This is a genomic window from Mangrovibacter yixingensis (genome assembly GCF_020523985.1).
GTDB lineage: Bacteria > Pseudomonadota > Gammaproteobacteria > Enterobacterales > Enterobacteriaceae > Mangrovibacter > Mangrovibacter yixingensis.
In genome coordinates this window covers 1,908,815-1,925,872 of the sequence record NZ_JAIVKM010000001.1, presented here as the reverse complement: position 1 = coordinate 1,925,872, position 17,058 = coordinate 1,908,815, and the positions used below count along the sequence as shown (strand labels likewise).

Annotated in this window: 17 protein-coding genes and 2 pseudogenes; 13 read left to right on the top strand and 6 right to left on the bottom strand. The window is 50.5% G+C overall.

The genetic code is table 11. The features are described from left to right. Positions 1–156: 156 nt before the first annotated feature. The gene (locus tag LC084_RS08945) at positions 157–867 is read left to right on the top strand and encodes a GntR family transcriptional regulator (protein WP_226570804.1); all 711 of its coding nucleotides are present in this window, start codon (positions 157–159) and stop codon (positions 865–867) included. Between the two features lie 171 nt (positions 868–1,038). Here LC084_RS08945 and LC084_RS08940 read toward each other — a convergent pair whose 3' ends face one another. Both LC084_RS08940 and relB read right to left on the bottom strand, forming a co-directional pair. Beyond that, positions 1,039–1,326 (bottom strand): type II toxin-antitoxin system RelE family toxin, encoded by a 288-nt coding sequence (locus tag LC084_RS08940; protein ID WP_226570803.1) that lies wholly within the window; start codon positions 1,324–1,326, stop codon positions 1,039–1,041. After that, a complete protein-coding gene (relB, locus tag LC084_RS08935; RefSeq protein ID WP_000534857.1) occupies positions 1,326–1,565 on the bottom strand; it encodes a type II toxin-antitoxin system antitoxin RelB in 240 nt (79 codons plus the stop codon). Before relB ends, LC084_RS08940 begins: the two co-directional genes overlap by 1 nt. Positions 1,566–1,616: 51 nt before the next feature. Between relB and LC084_RS08930 the strand changes: the two are divergent. The 3 genes and pseudogenes from LC084_RS08930 to LC084_RS08920 form a co-directional block, all read left to right on the top strand. Further along, a pseudogene (locus tag LC084_RS08930) lies at positions 1,617–1,689 on the top strand (hypothetical protein); the annotation flags it as partial. A gap of 192 nt (positions 1,690–1,881) precedes the next feature. Beyond that, positions 1,882–2,424, top strand: coding sequence for a hypothetical protein (locus tag LC084_RS08925; protein ID WP_226570802.1), 543 nt, complete (start codon positions 1,882–1,884; stop codon positions 2,422–2,424). A gap of 14 nt (positions 2,425–2,438) precedes the next feature. Then, positions 2,439–2,708: a hypothetical protein gene (locus LC084_RS08920; RefSeq protein ID WP_226570801.1), complete on the top strand. Its 270-nt coding sequence runs from the start codon at positions 2,439–2,441 to the stop codon at positions 2,706–2,708. Between the two features lie 333 nt (positions 2,709–3,041). Here LC084_RS08920 and LC084_RS08915 read toward each other — a convergent pair. Continuing rightward, a pseudogene (locus tag LC084_RS08915) lies at positions 3,042–3,179 on the bottom strand (hypothetical protein). Positions 3,180–3,380: 201 nt separating this feature from the next. Continuing rightward, entirely contained in the window at positions 3,381–4,427 is a 1,047-nt protein-coding gene (locus LC084_RS08910; RefSeq protein WP_226570800.1) for an NAD(P)-dependent alcohol dehydrogenase, read from the bottom strand. 628 nt (positions 4,428–5,055) lie between these two features. On the opposite strand from LC084_RS08910, the gene LC084_RS08905 reads away from it, so the two are divergent. From LC084_RS08905 to LC084_RS08875, 7 genes are all read left to right on the top strand, one after another. Further along, positions 5,056–6,042, top strand: a complete 987-nt coding sequence (locus LC084_RS08905) for an ABC transporter substrate-binding protein (RefSeq protein WP_226570799.1) — start codon at positions 5,056–5,058, stop codon at positions 6,040–6,042. Between the two features lie 74 nt (positions 6,043–6,116). Beyond that, the gene (locus tag LC084_RS08900; RefSeq protein ID WP_226570798.1) at positions 6,117–6,962 is read left to right on the top strand and encodes an ABC transporter permease; all 846 of its coding nucleotides are present in this window, start codon (positions 6,117–6,119) and stop codon (positions 6,960–6,962) included. Continuing rightward, positions 6,962–7,723 carry an ABC transporter ATP-binding protein gene (locus tag LC084_RS08895; RefSeq protein WP_226570797.1) on the top strand — a complete coding sequence of 254 codons (762 nt, stop codon included), beginning with the start codon at positions 6,962–6,964 and terminating at the stop codon, positions 7,721–7,723. The genes LC084_RS08900 and LC084_RS08895 overlap by 1 nt, the downstream gene beginning before the upstream one ends. 20 nt (positions 7,724–7,743) lie before the next feature. Next, the gene (hisD, locus tag LC084_RS08890; protein WP_226570796.1) at positions 7,744–9,072 is read left to right on the top strand and encodes a histidinol dehydrogenase; all 1,329 of its coding nucleotides are present in this window, start codon (positions 7,744–7,746) and stop codon (positions 9,070–9,072) included. Continuing rightward, complete coding sequence (locus LC084_RS08885) at positions 9,065–10,360, top strand: hypothetical protein (protein WP_226570795.1); 1,296 nt, start codon at positions 9,065–9,067, stop codon at positions 10,358–10,360. Before hisD ends, LC084_RS08885 begins: the two co-directional genes overlap by 8 nt. A gap of 1 nt (position 10,361) precedes the next feature. Beyond that, the gene (locus LC084_RS08880; protein ID WP_226570794.1) at positions 10,362–11,327 is read left to right on the top strand and encodes a zinc-dependent alcohol dehydrogenase; all 966 of its coding nucleotides are present in this window, start codon (positions 10,362–10,364) and stop codon (positions 11,325–11,327) included. Then, on the top strand, positions 11,324–12,088 hold the full coding sequence (locus tag LC084_RS08875; protein ID WP_226570793.1) for an SDR family NAD(P)-dependent oxidoreductase: 765 nt from the start codon (positions 11,324–11,326) through the stop codon (positions 12,086–12,088). The genes LC084_RS08880 and LC084_RS08875 overlap by 4 nt, the downstream gene beginning before the upstream one ends. Here LC084_RS08875 and LC084_RS08870 read toward each other — a convergent pair. Next, positions 12,081–13,217 carry an alpha-hydroxy acid oxidase gene (locus LC084_RS08870; RefSeq protein ID WP_226570792.1) on the bottom strand — a complete coding sequence of 379 codons (1,137 nt, stop codon included), beginning with the start codon at positions 13,215–13,217 and terminating at the stop codon, positions 12,081–12,083. The two genes, LC084_RS08875 and LC084_RS08870, sit on opposite strands and share 8 nt — an antisense overlap. 413 nt (positions 13,218–13,630) lie before the next feature. Between LC084_RS08870 and LC084_RS08865 the strand changes: the two genes are divergently transcribed. Further along, positions 13,631–14,506 carry a hypothetical protein gene (locus LC084_RS08865; protein WP_226570791.1) on the top strand — a complete coding sequence of 292 codons (876 nt, stop codon included), beginning with the start codon at positions 13,631–13,633 and terminating at the stop codon, positions 14,504–14,506. 92 nt (positions 14,507–14,598) lie between these two features. Here LC084_RS08865 and fabV read toward each other — a convergent pair whose 3' ends face one another. Continuing rightward, on the bottom strand, positions 14,599–15,792 hold the full coding sequence (gene fabV, locus LC084_RS08860) for an enoyl-ACP reductase FabV (protein WP_226570790.1): 1,194 nt from the start codon (positions 15,790–15,792) through the stop codon (positions 14,599–14,601). Between the two features lie 540 nt (positions 15,793–16,332). Between fabV and LC084_RS08855 the strand changes: the two genes are divergently transcribed. Beyond that, positions 16,333–16,803 (top strand): GNAT family N-acetyltransferase, encoded by a 471-nt coding sequence (locus LC084_RS08855; RefSeq protein WP_226570789.1) that lies wholly within the window; start codon positions 16,333–16,335, stop codon positions 16,801–16,803. The last annotated feature ends 255 nt before the right edge of the window (positions 16,804–17,058 follow it).

Sequence of the window (17,058 nt, the reverse complement as noted above, 5' to 3'; positions counted from 1 at the left end):
AACCGCTTTTCACTCACTGCACAGGCTCAGCTTGTGCAGTACCAACACATCCTGGCGGATAAGACCAGAATAGCGTGAACACGCTGAGCTTACTCACTGAAAGCCTGTTAAAAAGTATGTTACTCTACATGCTTCACCCTTGATGCCTGGATGCCCATGTCCATTGTGAACACCATGTCATTACCCCAACCCGTTCTGCTGAATAATCTGCCTGTAAATCAGCAGGTTTACCGCCACTTGCGCAAGGAAATTGTTGAGTGCGTAATCCCGCCGGGTTCTTTGCTATCGGAAAAAGAGACTGCCAGCCGGTTTGGTGTGTCGCGCCAGCCGGTGCGAGAGGCGTTTATTAAACTGGCTGAAAGTGGTTTGGTCGAAATTCGCCCCCAGCGCGGTACCCTGGTCAGGCGTATTTCTGTGCGCCAGGTAAATGACGGGCGTTTTATTCGCAGTGCTATTGAATGTGCTGTTGCCCGGCGAGCGGCAGAAAATGTGACGCCAGAAGACCTGGCCGCACTGGAGCTACTGCTTAACCAGCAAAAGCTGGCGGCGAAAAACCAGAATGCAGTGGAGTTTTTGGCGCTGGATGACCAGTTCCACCAAAAAATTGCCGAAATCGCCGGTTGCCCAATGGCCTGGGAAACCATAGAAAACATTAAAGCCGCGATGGACCGGGTGCGTTTTCTAACGCTGCGGGAAGTATCACCGCCGCCGGGGTTGATTATTCAGCATTACCGTATCTTTGATGCACTGGCGAGTGGCAACCCCGATGAAGCGGAAGCAGCAACCCGTTCTCATTTGTTATTATTGAGAAACACCATGGTTCCGGTAGACAAACAAAACCCGGACTGGTTTGAGCACGAAATTTAACGGCGACAGGCCTGTTTTGGGTAAGAACAACAACGGCGAACCTTGTGGGTTCGCCGTTATTTTTTCGATTGTTGCAAGCCGATTGTTGAAAACCGACTGTTGAAAATTGATTGTGTCAACGCAAAGCAGAAGTGGCACCTTCAGTGCGAAACAGAGATGTCCTGCTTTATTTTAGAGAATGCGGTTTACCGCCTCGCTATATACTTCCGCGCGTTCTCTTTTCCCAACAGAAATCACGAAGACGACAACCTTCTCGTCTATGACCTGATATACAAGACGATAGCCTGAAGACCGGAGCTTAATCTTGTAGCAGTCAGGCAAACCACGGAGCTTGTTCGCTTCAATCCGGGGTGACTCAAGTACTTCAGCCAGCTTCTTTTTCAACTGTTCACGTACCGTCGAGCCCAGCTTTCGCCATTCCTTTAGTGCCCGCTCGTCAAAATCCAGAAAATACGCCATCAGAGCTCATCCAGTGTCACTCGTACTGGCTTAGGCTTACGAAGCCGTTCTTTCACTATCTCCACTAGCTCAGCATCTTCATCACTCAGGAGTGTCTGTTTGAACGGCAAGCGTTCATTGTCGGCGATATACTCAAGCATGAGACGAAGCGCTTCAGAGGGAGTTACACCCATTTTTTCAAGCGCGGCATAAGAACGCGCTTTAAGTTCATCGTCAATACGCAGGTTAATGCTACCCATGTTTTACACCCCTTGTAATTACAAACGTCATTACAAGTATCGCACTACAACATGCTTCGGGCAAGTCACGAAGGAAGCCAGAAAAGTAGTCGTAAGAACGGTGATCACAGTCCGCTTTGTGCCAACAGTGGAAGTTGGAGTACCAGAGACTCTAAAAGTTGATGGTTCTTTTTGCAGGGATGCTTAAACTGCTGCTTGTGTCCATGAATGATTCTCTAGATGTGATAAATTGTGTGAACGTCAAGCTCAGACGTAAACTATAATGGCTATCTTTTCATCAGTCTCAACTACATCACTCTGTTAAAAAGGAATAAATATGGATCCGGATAAAATTCAAAATGATATTGATGCTTTATTGACTTTTATGAATGAGGATATGGAACGAATTGGGGGAACTATAACGGATACGTATTGGAGTTTTGCTCAGGGGCAAGGTGATCGTAATGAAATTGAAAAGTTATATGGTTGGTCTGAAGAAATTTTATTTGGAATTATAAATAGATGTAATTCCCGCGGCTTGTTGAAAAAAATGTCAGGCATATACGATCGTGTCAGACTGACAGAAGAGGGACAGAGCCGCGCGCTGTCGGTTAAGCACGGTAAGAACCGTTCTTATGAACTTGCAAGGAGCAGTTATACCATTGGCGCTATCCATGTTGCCGGGTCAGCTCAGGTAGGAGATGGTAATACGCAAAATATTTACAATGTCTTTCAGGAGGTTATAGACAAAATTGACCGTGCTGAAGCGACTCCAGAAGAAAAGGCAGAAGCTAAATCGCTTTTAACAAAGTTCTTAGAGCATCCACTAACTTCTTCTGTAGTAGGCGGTGTTGCTGGTTCTCTTACCGGACTTTTATAAAAAAGGTAAGCCACATGGAAGAACTGAAGAAATCCATCAGCCTGAAATGTACTTTCTGCCACTCCGAGCTGTTTGCATTGCCACACGAAAACTACGCCCCTCTTCATGGCTCGCTGATTGTGTGCGCAAATTGCGGACGAGAAAATGATGTGACTTCTCTCATCTTTGTTGTTAAGGCTAAAGCGATGGATATCGCAGAAGACTATGCAGACAAGCTCATTGATAAATTTCAAAAGGATTTAAAGAAAGCATTTAAAGGAAACAAGTACATAAAAATTAAATAAATTGTGTAAAAATGCTGCAAACAGTTGGTTAATTATATTTTTAAACTGAGCTTTCCTTTTTATACCTCAAATTTTCTTTTATTTAGCATTAAGCTGCTCCTTTTTAACTCATTCAGAATGCTTTAATCGACGTCCGCTTCTCGCCCATAGCGGACATCAGCACAGGCTATTTACCATAAGGACTCATTACGCGCACCGTTCAGTCGGTCTGGGAGCATTTCTGGCATATCCCCGGTAAAAGAAGTAACAAACTACGCGAAAATGAACGCCAGAAACGCAACTTAAGAATCTCCCCTGTGAATGGATATGCACTCAACCGAATAGCTCCTGGTTTCAATCTATTTTATTGGGATCAGGCTTCTTTTTTAGGTAATTTCGGGGGATTAACTTGCTGATGGCTTTGCGTTCGGCGCGTAAGCCAGGGATGGTGACATAGTATTTTGAGCGTAAACCAATACGGGCATTATCCACCCGCAGCTTGTTCCTGAGTAATAGGGCGATTAAGTGACTCCTGAATAATCTGAAGTCGGTCGAGTTCCTTATGGCTCATCGTAACAGTCTCTTTGATCATGAAAAATCCCCCAGAGAATTGTCTGGGGGATTTTTAGAATGGGGCAAAGGTGACATTGCAGCTTGGTGTTAACAGTTAAACCGACTGTTGAAAGCCGATTATCAGGCGCTTAATGACGCCATATCAATCACAAAACGGTGAGCCAGGTCGCCTTTGGCTAAACGGGAAAAGGCGTCATTGATTTGGTCAATATTGATCATTTCGCATTCTGGATAAACATCATGTTCAGCACAGAAATCCAGCACTTCCTGGGTTTCTGCAATCCCACCAATAAGTGAGCCGGCAATACGGCGGCGGCCGAATACCAGCGGCACTGTCATTACTTCTTCCAGCGGGCCAACCTGGCCGACAACCACTAATGTTCCGTCGATGTCCAGTAATGGGGCATAAATGCTGACATCATGTTTTACTGGCGCGGTATCAATTATCAAGTCAAATGATGCGGTGGCGGCTTCCATTGCCGCGGAATCAGAAGAGGCGAGAATGCCTTTGGCACCGAGTTCCATCGCTTCTTTTTCTTTAGCTTTGGAACGGCTGATGGCAGTAACTTCTGCACCCATGGCATGAGCCAGTTTTACAGCCATATGGCCTAAACCACCCAGCCCGATAACCCCCACGCGGCTACCTTTGGTGACATTCCAGGTACGCAGCGGTGAGAAAGTCGTTATACCAGCGCACAGAATCGGTGCAGCTTTGGCGATATCCATATTTTCAGGAATACGCAGTACAAATTCTTCACGCACCACAATATGTTTTGAGTAACCGCCCTGGGTAATTTCACCTGTGATGCGGTCGGGGGAGCCGTAGGTGGGCGTCATGCCGTGGCGGCAATATTGTTCTTCACCGTGTTCACACTGGTCGCAATGCTGGCAACTGTCTACCATACAACCAACAGCAACGCGGTCCCCGGCTTTATATTTGGTCACATCCGGGCCAACAGAACGCACAACGCCAACAATCTCATGGCCAGGCACCAGAGGGTAAGGTTGCGGGCCCCAGTCGCCATTGACGGTATGTAAATCGGAGTGGCACACACCGCAATACAAAATTTCAATTGCGACATCGTTCTGGCGCAAATCACGGCGTTCAAAGTGGTAAGGCGTGAGCGCTGAATCCGCAGAATGGGCTGCATATCCGACTGTTTTCATAACGTTATTGATCCCATGTTGTGGTGTAAATAGAGGGGGATAGTTGTTTGGTTACTGAGACGGGTACAAGCAAGTAGCGGCTCAGTGGATTGATAGGGGAACCCCCCTATGACTACGAATACTATGACTACGAATACTATGACTACTAACACACGGGGCAGAGAGCAATACTGCCCCACAGCATGTAAGCATAGCTGCCAGCCACCAGGTTTGTTTTAGCAATATGGGGTTTCAGCCCCCGGATTTATCTGGAAGACCCTGTTTTCCCGCCCGTTGGTTTCACTCTATTCGGTGAGTAACAGGAGAATGCCGGGCAGTGGTGCGTTGCACTATTACGATGCGCCCAATGAGTGCGGCTTTTATTCCGGGAGAAAGGGGCGGGCGTTCTGCTTGTATCATCTCTTATTGTTACAGAATAAACATCTGCCTGTTCCCCCATTTTCCTCTACAGACGTGCTATGCAAAAGTGAATCGCCCAAAATTTTCCTTTGACTTTCCCAGTGAACCGATTCTGGCACTGGCATTGCATGTGGTTGTATTTAAATAAATCTATCTATACCAATAGTTGTATATACATGGCCGGAAGACTTCCGGTGTCGGTTTGTTCATTTAACCCAAGGAAATCGCTATGCCTTTTCTCCATGCAGTTAAAAAAACAGTAATCACGCTGTGTGTTGTCGGTGGCATGTCTGCCTCTTTACAAGGTGCTTATGCTGCCGATACCACCAGTGTCAAAATGGGCATTGAACCCTGGCTGGGTTATGGACAATGGCATATTGCTTCCAATAAAGGCCTGTTCAAACAAGAAGGCCTCAGCAAAGTAGACGTGATTAACTTTGCCGAAGATAAAGATATTAATGCCGCGCTAGCCAGTGGGCAGATTGATGTCGCCAATATTGCCACCCACACCGCTATGGGCATGATTTCCGCAGGGTTACCGGTGAAAATCGTACTGTTGCTGGACCAAAGTAATACCGCTGATGCCATGCTGGCAACCAAAGACGTTACCAGCCTTAAGGACCTCAAAGGTAAGCAAGTGGCTTACGAAGAAGGGACAACCAGCGATATTCTGCTGCGCAGTGCGCTGGCATCAGTAGGGCTTGCTTATTCCGATATTAAACCTGTGCCGATGCCTGCTGCCTCCGCTGGGAGCGCCATTATTGCTGGCCGTGTACCGGTTGCCGTCACTTACGAACCCTACCTGACCGTGGCTAAAAAAGGCGACCCAACCCTGAAAGTGTTATTCAGTGGCGCTTCTGACCCCGGTCTGATTAGTGATGTATTGGTGGTTCGTGATGATTTTATTAAACAACACCCGAAAGAGCTGAGTTCGCTTATCAAAACCTGGGGTGCTGCACTGGATTATTACAATGCACACACTACAGAAGGGCGGGCGATTATTTCTAAAGCAGTGGGTGCTTCGCCAGAAGACTTATCTACAGCGTTTGATGGCATTAAGTATTACTCCCTGGCTGATAACAAAAAGCTCTTGTCTCATGATTTCACCACCAAAACTTTCCCGCATATTTTAAAAGCTGCTACAGCCGCCGGTATTGTGACGCAGCCTGTAACCCCGGCTCAAACCATTGATGCCAGTTTTGTTAACGCACAATAGTGCGATTAAGAAGGTTGTGCTGGCCCGTGTTTATTGTTCACGGGTTGGCACAAATTGCACTGACCGGAGGAAAAATGAGTGCGATAGAGCTGCAGCGTTCCCGCCAACGGGGGAAAAAAAAGCGCCAACCCGGCAAGTTACTCACTATTGGTAAAGAACCTTCCCGCGGGCAGTTCCTGGGGATCGCCGCACTGGTGTTTATCCTGCTGTTGCTGGCCTGGTGGCTGGCAACCGCTTCCGGAGCCATTAAACCCATCTTTTTACCAGGGATCCCCAGCGTCTGGCATCGCTTAGTCACCCTTGCGCAAAACGGCACACTGCAAAGCGATATTGGCAGCAGTTTGTATCGCATGGCGATTGCGTTTGCGATTTCGTCTGTGATGTCCATTGTGATTGGTGTGCTGGCCGGGTGTTACGGGCTGTTCAAAGCGATCGTTGAGCCGCTGGTTGATTTTATTCGTTACATGCCGGTGGTGGCATTTGTCCCTTTGACCATTTTGTGGACCGGCACTGATGACTTCCAAAAATTTTTGGTTATCTGGATTGGGACGTTCTTCCAGCAAGTGTTGATGATGATTGATGCCGTGAAACGTGTACCAACGGATTTTGTCGGCCTTGGGCGCACACTGGGCTTACCCGACAGAAAAATTCTTCTGCGTATTGTTATTCCTTCAGCTTTTCCGGCTATTTGGGATGCGCTGCGCATCAGTCTTGGTTGGGCGTGGACCTGGCTGGTACTAGCTGAACTGGTCGCGTCAACCTCCGGTCTGGGTTACCGCATTGTGGTTTCACAACGGTATTTCCAGACTGACACCATCATTGGCTACATCCTGCTGTTAGGTTTTCTTGGCCTGATTACCGACCAAATTATGCGCTCGGCAGAACGGGTGCTGTTCCGCTACAACCGGAGACGTTCCTGATGGCGACACTTAAGCTGAATAACCTGGAAAAGAGCTTTCCGGCGGGCAAGACACAGCACCGGGTGTTGAAAGGCATTGATTTGACACTTCATGAAAATGAGTTTGTCTCTGTGGTTGGCACTTCTGGGTGCGGCAAAAGCACCTTGCTGTCTATTGCCGCAGGCCTGGAACCTTTCGACAGCGGTGATGTGCTGGTAGATGACCAGCCTATTGAAGGGCCGGGGCTTGACCGCGGCGTGGTGTTCCAGTCTTACACATTACTGCCCTGGTTAACTGCGCGGGGAAATATCGAGTTTGCCCTGAAAGCCGCGGGTGTGCCCGCGCGCGATTGCCCGGCCATTGCCCAGCAGCATCTGGAACTGGTGAAGCTGGGGCATGCCGGCGACCGCTGGCCTGGGGAGCTGTCCGGCGGTATGAAACAGCGTGTGGCAATAGCCCGTGCGCTCTCTTACCGGCCCAAAATCCTGCTGATGGATGAACCTTTTGGCGCACTGGATGCGATGACCCGCCACCAGATGCAGGAATTACTGGTAGAAATTTGGGAAAAACACCGGCTGACGGTGATGTTTGTCACCCATGACATCGAAGAGGCGGTTTGGCTTTCCGACCGTATTGTTGTGATGGGCCAGGGCATTATCGACACCACATTCCAGGTTGACCTGCCGCGGCCACGTACTGACGGTGTTAACCGTAGTGCCCGCTTTATTGATCTTCAGCATGAAGTGCTGAACTGCATTCAGCAACATGCCTTAACGTATTGAAATTGAGGGAAACACAACTCATGCCTGTATCATTCCATGATCTGACCGGGGCTGATCTCCTGCCTGAAACACTGTTTAAGCGTACTGAATCAGACCTCTCTTTTTTCGTCGATAAAGTAAAACCGATTATTGAAGCGGTACGCACAGAAGGCGACCAGGCCTTAATCCGCTTTGCCCGTGAGTTTGATGGCGTGCAGCCAGAAACTTTCTCAATCCAGGTTCAGGAAGCAGAATTTGACGCGGCTTTTGAACGAGTAGACCCGGAAGTGATTGAATCTATCCGTTTCTCTGTGGAAAACGTGCGAGCCTTTCATGAAGCGCAAAAACCGGAAGAAATGTGGTGGAAAGAGATGCGTCCTGGCGCATTCGCTGGTGATCGCCATGTCCCCATTGATGCCGTCGCTTGCTATGTTCCCCGTGGTAAAGGTTCATTTCCCAGTGTATTGATTATGACCGCTGTCCCGGCGGTAGTGGCTGGTGTTCCCATGCCCGTCGTGATTACGCCTCCAGGGCCGGACGGAACTGTCGATGATGCTACTCTGGTGGCAGCCCGCCTGGTTGGTATCAAAAATGTCTACAAATGTGGCGGTGCTCAAGGGGTGGCAGCGGTGGCATTTGGTACACAAAGTGTGCCGAAGTGCCTGAAAATTGTCGGGCCTGGTAGCCCGTGGGTGGTGGCGGCAAAACGCCAGTTGACTCACCTGCTTGACCCTGGTGTACCGGCGGGCCCTAGCGAAAGCCTGATCTTGGCAGATGACTCAGTTAATGGTGCGCTGGCCGCACTGGATCTGTTGATTGAGTCTGAACATGGGCCAGATTCTTCTGCATACCTGGTCACATCCAGCCGCCGCGTGGCAGAAGAAGCTATCGCTGCGCTGCCGGGTTACTGGGAAAAGATTGGTGAGAAACGGGCAGGGTTCTCGCAATCCGTATTGTGTGGCGAACATGGCGGCGTGGTGCTGACCCGTGACTTTGCGACAGCGATTGATTTTGTCAACCAGTATGCGCCTGAACACCTTGAGATACTGGCGACTGAACCGATGTCGGTGATGATGAAAATTCGCAATGCCGGTGAAATTTTACTGGGAGAATATTCCCCTATCACGCTGGGTAACTTTGTTCTTGGCCCCAATGCGGTGCTACCGACCAACAGTGCTGCCAAAACTGCCGGGCCACTGTCTGTATCCGATTACATGAAGCGGGTTTCTGTGGCTTATGTCACCAGCGAGGGTTACCAGGAACTGGCACCAAAAGCCAAACGTTTTGCTGAGTATGAAGGTTTCCCTGGGCATGCCCTGGCTGTCTCTGAGTTGCGTAATCCACTCCTCAAGGGAGGCAACAATGGCTGAGGCCATGCTGCCCCCGCTTGCCGCAGAGGCAAGGCGGCTGACTCTTGCGGGCGAGTGGCAAGCCGCCTGTGAAAAACTGCGCCAGTTGATCAGTGAAGTAACCGGTGTTCAGGCACTGGATATTGTAATTAACCAGGACCAGTACAGCCTGAATTCCCTGAACGGGCGGGTCACACTGGCCGATGGCCGTTCACTCTTTTTTAAATACCACCATGAAGAAGGTGAAGACCAAACTATCACTGAGTATTACCGGGCAACATTATTACGTAACCACGGTTTTACTGTGGATGTGCCACTGTATGCCTGCGGTGAACCTGGGCGGCAAATCTTGCTCTACACACTGCGTGATGACCGCAGGCTGGCTGATGTGTGCTACGACATCGAGGCGGGGCATAGCAGCAATACCATGGCGGAGGTGATAACAGCGCAGCAGGAAGCGGACAAATCCATTCTGGCCCATACCTTACCGACGTTGCAGGATGGGAAAACAGCAGATTTAGAAGCCGAGGCTATCCATCAACTGTTCTGGCACCGCCTGGTTTCACCTGGAAAACCTACCGGCCTGGGCGGGCGAGTGGCACAGTTTTACGTTGACCAGACCTTTCAGTTAGGCGATGTGAATTTAACCTGGAACCAGCTCTGTCATATGCACTGGCGGATTAATGGTGTGACCTATGCACACAGCCTGCGCGACTTATTCCTTGAATCAGGGCAGGTACTGGCACCAGCAGCATTGGCGCACCACGGTGTGGTGGTCGCTCACGGTGATGCCCACAATGCCAATGTCTGGTATGAAACCCGCGGGGAGTCTCCCCGCCTGGTTAGTTTCGACCCGGCATTTGCGGGTGCCAATATTCCTGCGTTACTGGCTGAGGTCAAAGCGACATTTCATAACATTTTTGCTCACCCTTGCTGGCTGTATGAGCCCGAAGAAGCCGCACGCCGTTACCAGGTTTCTGTACAGGTAGAAGGCGATACGCTGGTGGTTGACCATACCTGGTCGCTGACGCCGTTGCGGGCGGCTTTCCTCGCCAGCAAAGGCGACAACTACTGGCGGCCACTGCTGGCGGCACTTCGTGCCAGGGGCAGCTTGCCGGACAACTGGCAACGGATTGTGCGCCTGGGGTTATTTTGCTGCCCAACATTGGTTTTGAACCTGTGCGTTGGCGAAACCAGCCAGCATAACCCGGTGAGTAGTGCGCTGGGGCTGTCAGTCGCTGTGATGTTGGGGAGTGAAGGGGATGATACCTTCAGCCAGTGGCTGAACAGCTTATTACAGGAGGCATAAGATGAAAGCGGTGCGGTTACATGGCATAGGTACATTGCGTGTTGAACAGCCGGATGAGCCTGTAACACCTGACGGCTGGGTGCGTATTCGTGTTGTCTCTGCTGGTATTTGCGGTTCTGATCTTCACAACTTCCAGCAAGGGCGCTGGTTTGCCTGGTTACCCGTTACGCCTGGGCATGAATTTTTTGGCGTAATTGAAGACAACCCGAACCCCGGTTCTGGGTTAGCGCCGGGGCAGCGTGTGGTGGCCGATTCCCGTGTATGGTGCGGTGAATGCCCGGCCTGCCAGCGAGAGGCGTACAACCTGTGTGAGCATCTGGGGTTTGTTGGCGAAGTGTTCGATGGCGGCTTTGCGCAATATGTTGTACTGCCGCTCAAAAATGTACTGCCCGTTCCTGATGATGTGCCCGACGATATAGCCGTACTCAGTGAACCTCTGGGTGTGGCACTGCGGGTGGTGAACCAACTTGGCGTAACCGAAGGGGCCCATGTACGTGTTGCTGGTGGTGGCACTATTGGTGGCCTGGCGGCGCTGTTGCTGCACCGTTTAAAACACTGCCAGGTTCATTTGCAGGAACCCAATGCTGAGCGTTATCAATTATTGTCTTCCCTTGTGCCTTTTGAACCGGCTCAGCCTTACGCCTTTGCCGTTGAAGCCACCGGGAAAGAAGCCGTGCTCAGTACACTGATAGAAAACATTGCTTCTGGTGGGCGAATTGCCATGGTGGGGATTTTTCACCAGACCGCTCAACTGGATGTTAATGCTCTGGTGGAAAGAGAAATAACTCTTGTTGGATGCAGTGTCTTCCAGGATGAACAGCGCCAGGCTCTGGATTTGATGGCATCGCTTGCCAGTGAACTACGGGCGATTATGGCCCCGCCCGTTCCCCTGGAAGCTGTGCCTGATACTTATGCGCAACTGGTTGCTGGCAACAGTGCCTGGCTAAAAGCGGTGATAATGCCATGAATGTAATGCAGACATTTTCGTTAAACGGCCAGCGTGCGCTGGTAACCGGCGGTACGCGCGGAATAGGGTTTGCGCTGGCAAAAGCGTTAGCGCAGGCAGGAGCCAGTGTAGTGATTACTGGCCGTGACACGGCGCGTTTAAACGCTGCGGTATCTGCTCTTCGCGAAGAAGACAGCAGCAGCGTTGAGGGGTATGTGCTTGATGTGACCGATACCGGGAGTATCGCCGGGGCGGTTTCAGCAATTGGGCCGGTGGATATTCTGGTTAATAATGCAGGAACAGAGCAGGTTTGCGCTTCGCTCGAGGTGGATGAACAGTTGTGGGACACCATTGTTGGCACTAACCTGAAAGGCGCATTTTTTTGCGCGCAGGCGGTGGCAAAAAATATGGTTTCAGCAGGAACCGGCGGGGCGATTATCAACTTATGTTCCCTGACAAGCTGTGTGGGGGTGCCCGGTGCGGCTGCATACGGTAGTTCAAAATCTGGGCTGGTGGGGTTAACCCATGCACTGAGTGCTGAATGGGCAAGCCACGGTATTCGGGTGAATGGTATCGGCCCCGGTTATTTTGAAACAGACCTTACCGGCGTCTTTTACCAGGATACGGCGTGGTGTGCCTCTATGCAGGCCAAAATCCCTCTTGGCCGTTTTGGTGAGCTGGAAGATCTGGCGGGAGCCGTCGTCTTCCTGGCTTCACCGGCTGCCCGTTATATCACCGGGCAGGTCCTGTATATCGATGGCGGTTACCTCGCGGCTATCTGAGCCGTAACATACCTGGGTGCAGTTCATCCAGCCGGGTACAGCCCAGTTGTGCAAGCGTAAGGTCTATTTCCTGAATCAGGGTGGTGAGGGTTTGCTGAACCAGCGCTTCGCCACCTACCGCTACGGCATACAATAAGGGGCGGCCAATCAATATGGCATCGGCACCCAGGGCCAGCGCTTTGACGACATCTGTACCCCGGCGAAATCCACTATCGATCAACAAGGTATAATCTGGCCCAACCAGGCCGCGTACTTCCGCCAGAACATCCATCGGGCTTAGAGAACTGTCTAACTGGCGGCCACCGTGGTTGGAAAGAATAACCCCCTCTGCACCCATCCTTTGTGCCTGCAGGGCATCTTCTGGTGCCATTATCCCCTTAATAAACAGAGGCCCTTGCCACTGGGACCTTAGCCATTCCAGTGCTGCCCAGTCGAGGGTTTTATCCATTTGGCTGGCAAAGTAACTGGCACCACCTGCGCCTTTTTGGTTCTCCGGCGGTAAATAGGGTTGCAGGTTGCCAAACCCCGGAATGCCGTCTGGCAGTAATGTACGCAATACCCAGCCTGGTTTCATTGCCACGCCCGCCATCGCCCGCAAGGAGAGTTTCATCGGCTTGCGGTAATGGCGTTTATCCCGTTCCCGGTTACCAAAGTGTACGGCATCAACAGAAACCACTAACCCTTTGCAGCCTGCCTGGCGTGCGCGTTTGAGTAAATCCAGCGTTATCTCGCGGTCTTTAAGAACATATAACTGGAACCAGTGGTTATCGGGGGCTGCTGGGTGAACATCTTCCAGAGACGCAGTTGATACGGTGCTCTGCATATAGCCTATTTGGGCACGGCTGGCTGCGCTGGCGAGCATTTGGTCCGCATGCCGCCGCAACATGCCATTGTAGCCCGTTGGCGCCACTAACAGGGGGGCCGCCAGGCGCGTACCCTGAAGGTTGACTGACAAGTCTCTCTGGCTGGCATTTTTTAATACGGGAGGTGTGAACATCCAGCGGTCAAAAATCGCTTTATTATGTTGCAGCGTGCTTTCGTCATCGGCTCCGCCATCAATGTAGTCAAAAGCAAAACCGGGCAGAGTCTGCCGGGCTTTCTTGCGTAAATCATGCGCATTCAAAATCATCTTATTGCCCCTAAACCGCACCGGTTAATCCACACGGCATTGGTATCGCTGCCTGCTCCTGGGTGTTCATGCTTATTCCTGTATATACAAGTTAAGTCAATACTGCCTGGCAATGGGAAGCAAGGGTTGTGCCAGAAAACAGGGCTGGCTGAAGCCGTGGTGGCTGGGGCGGGATAGCCTGGCGGCTTAGCGGTTGCACCAGCACTGAGCAACGTATGCACAGTTGGTGTGTGGTACCTTGTGAAATAGTTAACACATGAAATATTAATCCTTGTGAATTAAATCATTAATAAATTGCCTTACTGCGAAAGAAACATCGGCCATTTAGGATTGATATGCGTAAAACGTACCGCCAGGGGGCCGATAATAGTAGTAACCCAGTAACCGGCGAGAGTGGCTCACAAGGAGCAGGTATGAGTAACGTAAAACCCATTTCAGATATTCTACAATACGGGCGCTCGTTGCTGGCCGACCCACACAGCCGCGCAGACCGCTGGTTATCGGCTTATGCTGACAATCAAAATGAGACGGGAAGTGCTTCGGTATCATTATCTGATTCCGGGCGTTACCAGAGCTTTCTGGCGATGATTCAGGATAACCGGGTTATTAGCGAGAAGGGTGAGAACCAGCAGAATATCGCGGTACTGGTAAAGGCTTTTGAAAATACCCGCAATGTTCGGCCTGAGTTTCTTAATGATATTCCCGACACCGAAGATGAAGCACGCCTCGCGCTGTCTGGTGGTTGTGTGGTGTATATCAAGGCGTTGTTACGTGGCAAACAAGGCTTGAATCCGTTCGCCGGGCTTAGCCGTAAGGCGCTTTCAATTATTGCCTGGAATACGTCAGGTGCGCTGACTTCTGCAGAACGCATTGCGGCGTATCTTGAAATGAACCAGTGCGACCAGCGTTATGAAACTGCCGTATTTTATGCGACTGAAATGCAGGTTAATGAAGTGCCCGATATGCTGCCAGCCGTGGATCTGGGTACGCAAATCACGTTGATTGAAGGCATGAGCGATGCCGAAAAACAGGATAAGGGGATGACCACAGAACAGGTAAGCACTCTGCAATCCCACTTTAAAATCTGGCAGCAGGATAACGCCACAGGTTACCAGCCACTGCATTACGCCAACCTGGTGAAAAGTGACAGTGCGGATTTACTGGTAGCCCACACTGGCTGGAATGGTGAATTTCACTGGAAAGTCGATTCATCAGAGCGCCTTTTTGATGCCCAAAAAAAGGGGCATCCGGTAGCGCCGGTCACGCGAATGGTGTATTTGGGGAGTTAAACTGCTGGCGGCAAGTGTGTTGCCGCCAGAGTAACTGTATGGCGAAAGTGGCGTGATGCCACTTCCGTGTACAGTGTTTTGCGCTTTACGCTTTACGCAATCAGGCCTGGAATCTCAACTTCCGGGTTAACGTCCTGGTCGTAGTCCACACCTTCAATACCAAAACCAAACAGGCGCAGAAACTCTTGCTGGTAACCGGTGAAATCAGCCACGTCATTCAGGCTTTCGGTAGTCACTGTATTCCAGTGTTCTGAAACATAGCTCTGCACATCAGCGGCGAGTTCTGGGTAGTCGGCACGTAAACGGCCTTCACCATCAGTAATCGGGGTTGCGCTGTACAGTGAGTCGTGCAGTAAACCCGCTATCTGTTCGATACAGCCTTCGTGCGTACCTTGCTCTTTCATTACCTTGAACAGCAGGGACAAATACAGAGGCATAACCGGAATGGCGGAGCTGGATTGGGTGACCACGGCTTTCAGTACGGAAACATAAGCCTCGCCACCGATCGCTTTCATTGATTCACGGATAGCCAGCACTTTTTTATCCAGGTCTTTTTTCGCAGCACCAATCGAGCCATTCCAGTAAATCTGGTGGGTGACTTCCGGGCCAAGGTAAGTAAAGGCAGTTGTTTTGGCATTATCTGCCAGCACGCCTGCTTCACTGAGCGCGTCAATCCACATTTGCCAGTCTTCACCACCCATAACAGCAATTGTGTTGTCGATTTCTTCATCTGTGGCAGCAGTCAGGCTGAACTGGGTAACTTCTTTTTTATCGGTATCAACACCCGGCAGGGTGATATCAGCGCCCTGGGGTTTCAGTACGGAGGTGAAAACTTGACCGGTTTTGGGGTGGGTACGGCGCGGTGCCGCCAGGCTGTAAATAACTAAATCAACCTGACCGAGATCGTTTTTAATGGTTTCAATAGTTTGCGCTTTGATTTCGTCGGAGAACGCATCGCCGTTAATCGTACGGGCGTACAACCCTTGCTGATGCGCATATTTTTCAAACGCAGCCGTGTTGTACCAGCCAGCAGTACCGGTTTTCTTTGCGCTGCCAGGGCGTTCAAAAACGACCCCTAATGTGGCGGCATCGCTGCCAAATGCTGTTGAAATACGAGCTGCCAGCCCGTAACCCGTAGAAGCACCAATGACCAGAACTTTTTTAGGCCCGTTTTCAACTTTGCCGCGTTCGGTAACGTAATCAATTTGCTGTTTAACGTTGGCATCGCAACCGGTTGGGTGGGCAGTAATACAGATAAAACCTCTGATACGTGGTTGGACGATCATGGTCGCTTTCCTCTGATGTAGATGTATAACCCGGTAGTTACCCGGTCAATCAAGGGTGGAGTAGGCCACTTCTCACACTGATTTCGCAGCCGACGGCATGCTAACCACCGGGGCAAAAAACAGCATAACGGCTGCGGAAATTAGGGGGTCACGCATTAACGGTGACCCGTTTTTTTCCGGGGACGTCAGAGAATACATATGTGGCTCACTGTAAAAAAAGTTAATGACCAGGCTGGCAGCGCCCTGTGGGCTTTTCGCTGCCAGCGTAAAATCACCTGCGCTTTGGACATGGGCTGGCTGGTATAACTTTAGCCGTTTTACCTGGTGTGGCTGGCGCCATGTCAGTTTCGTTTCCTGTATTACAGGAGGCTGAGCGGAAAAAGATCCTATATTACCGATCGGTACAATACAATCATTCTGTTTACGGACTGTAAGCCTGTGCTATCAAGTCTGGTCGTTTGCTCTATGGATTGGCAGTGTTAACAGGAACAGAGGGCACGAATTTTCCCACAAGTACCGGCACTAAACAGGAGCACAAGAATGAAGCTAAAGCGGGCGCAAGTGCCAGATGCGCAGGAATGCTGGAATATTCGTAACCAGGCGATTCGCCATGGGTGCAGGCACAGCTATACAACCGAGGTGATTGTGGCATGGACACCGGATACGACCCCGGCAGGGCAGAGTGAGGCCATTGCGGCATTTCCCTTCTTTGTGGTGGAAAATGAATGTGGCCAGTTGATTGCAACCGGCTTTTTAGACGTTGGCGCACAGCGTGTTGAAGCGGTGTTTACTTTACCCGAATACACGGGCCAGGGGGCCGCCAGCCTGATTCTTGACGCTATTAAAGCAGAGGGGCGGACGCGGGGGATGGCGGAACTCCGTCTGTCATCAACCCCTAATGCGCAGCTATTCTATGAAAAACACGGGTTTGTAAGCCAGGGTGTGCGTGTTTACCACTCATCACTCGCACAACAAGATTTACGCTGTATTGAAATGGTTTTGGCATTATAACGAACGGTATTAATTCAGGTGAGGTACGGGGTCGCTCTTAGCGGGGGCTGGCGGATTTTATTATTTTGTGTGAATGTGGCGGCAGCGATTTTATCGCGGCTGCTGAATTTTTTTATGTGCTGGAGGCAAGTGTTTCTGGGGTGAAATATACCAATAGGTAAATAGTTTCCGGATAGTGTAAATATAATTATGGGTGTGCGAAAAATAGCGAAAGCCATAACTACAGCTTTCGCCATTATTTAGGTTTTGTTTAGC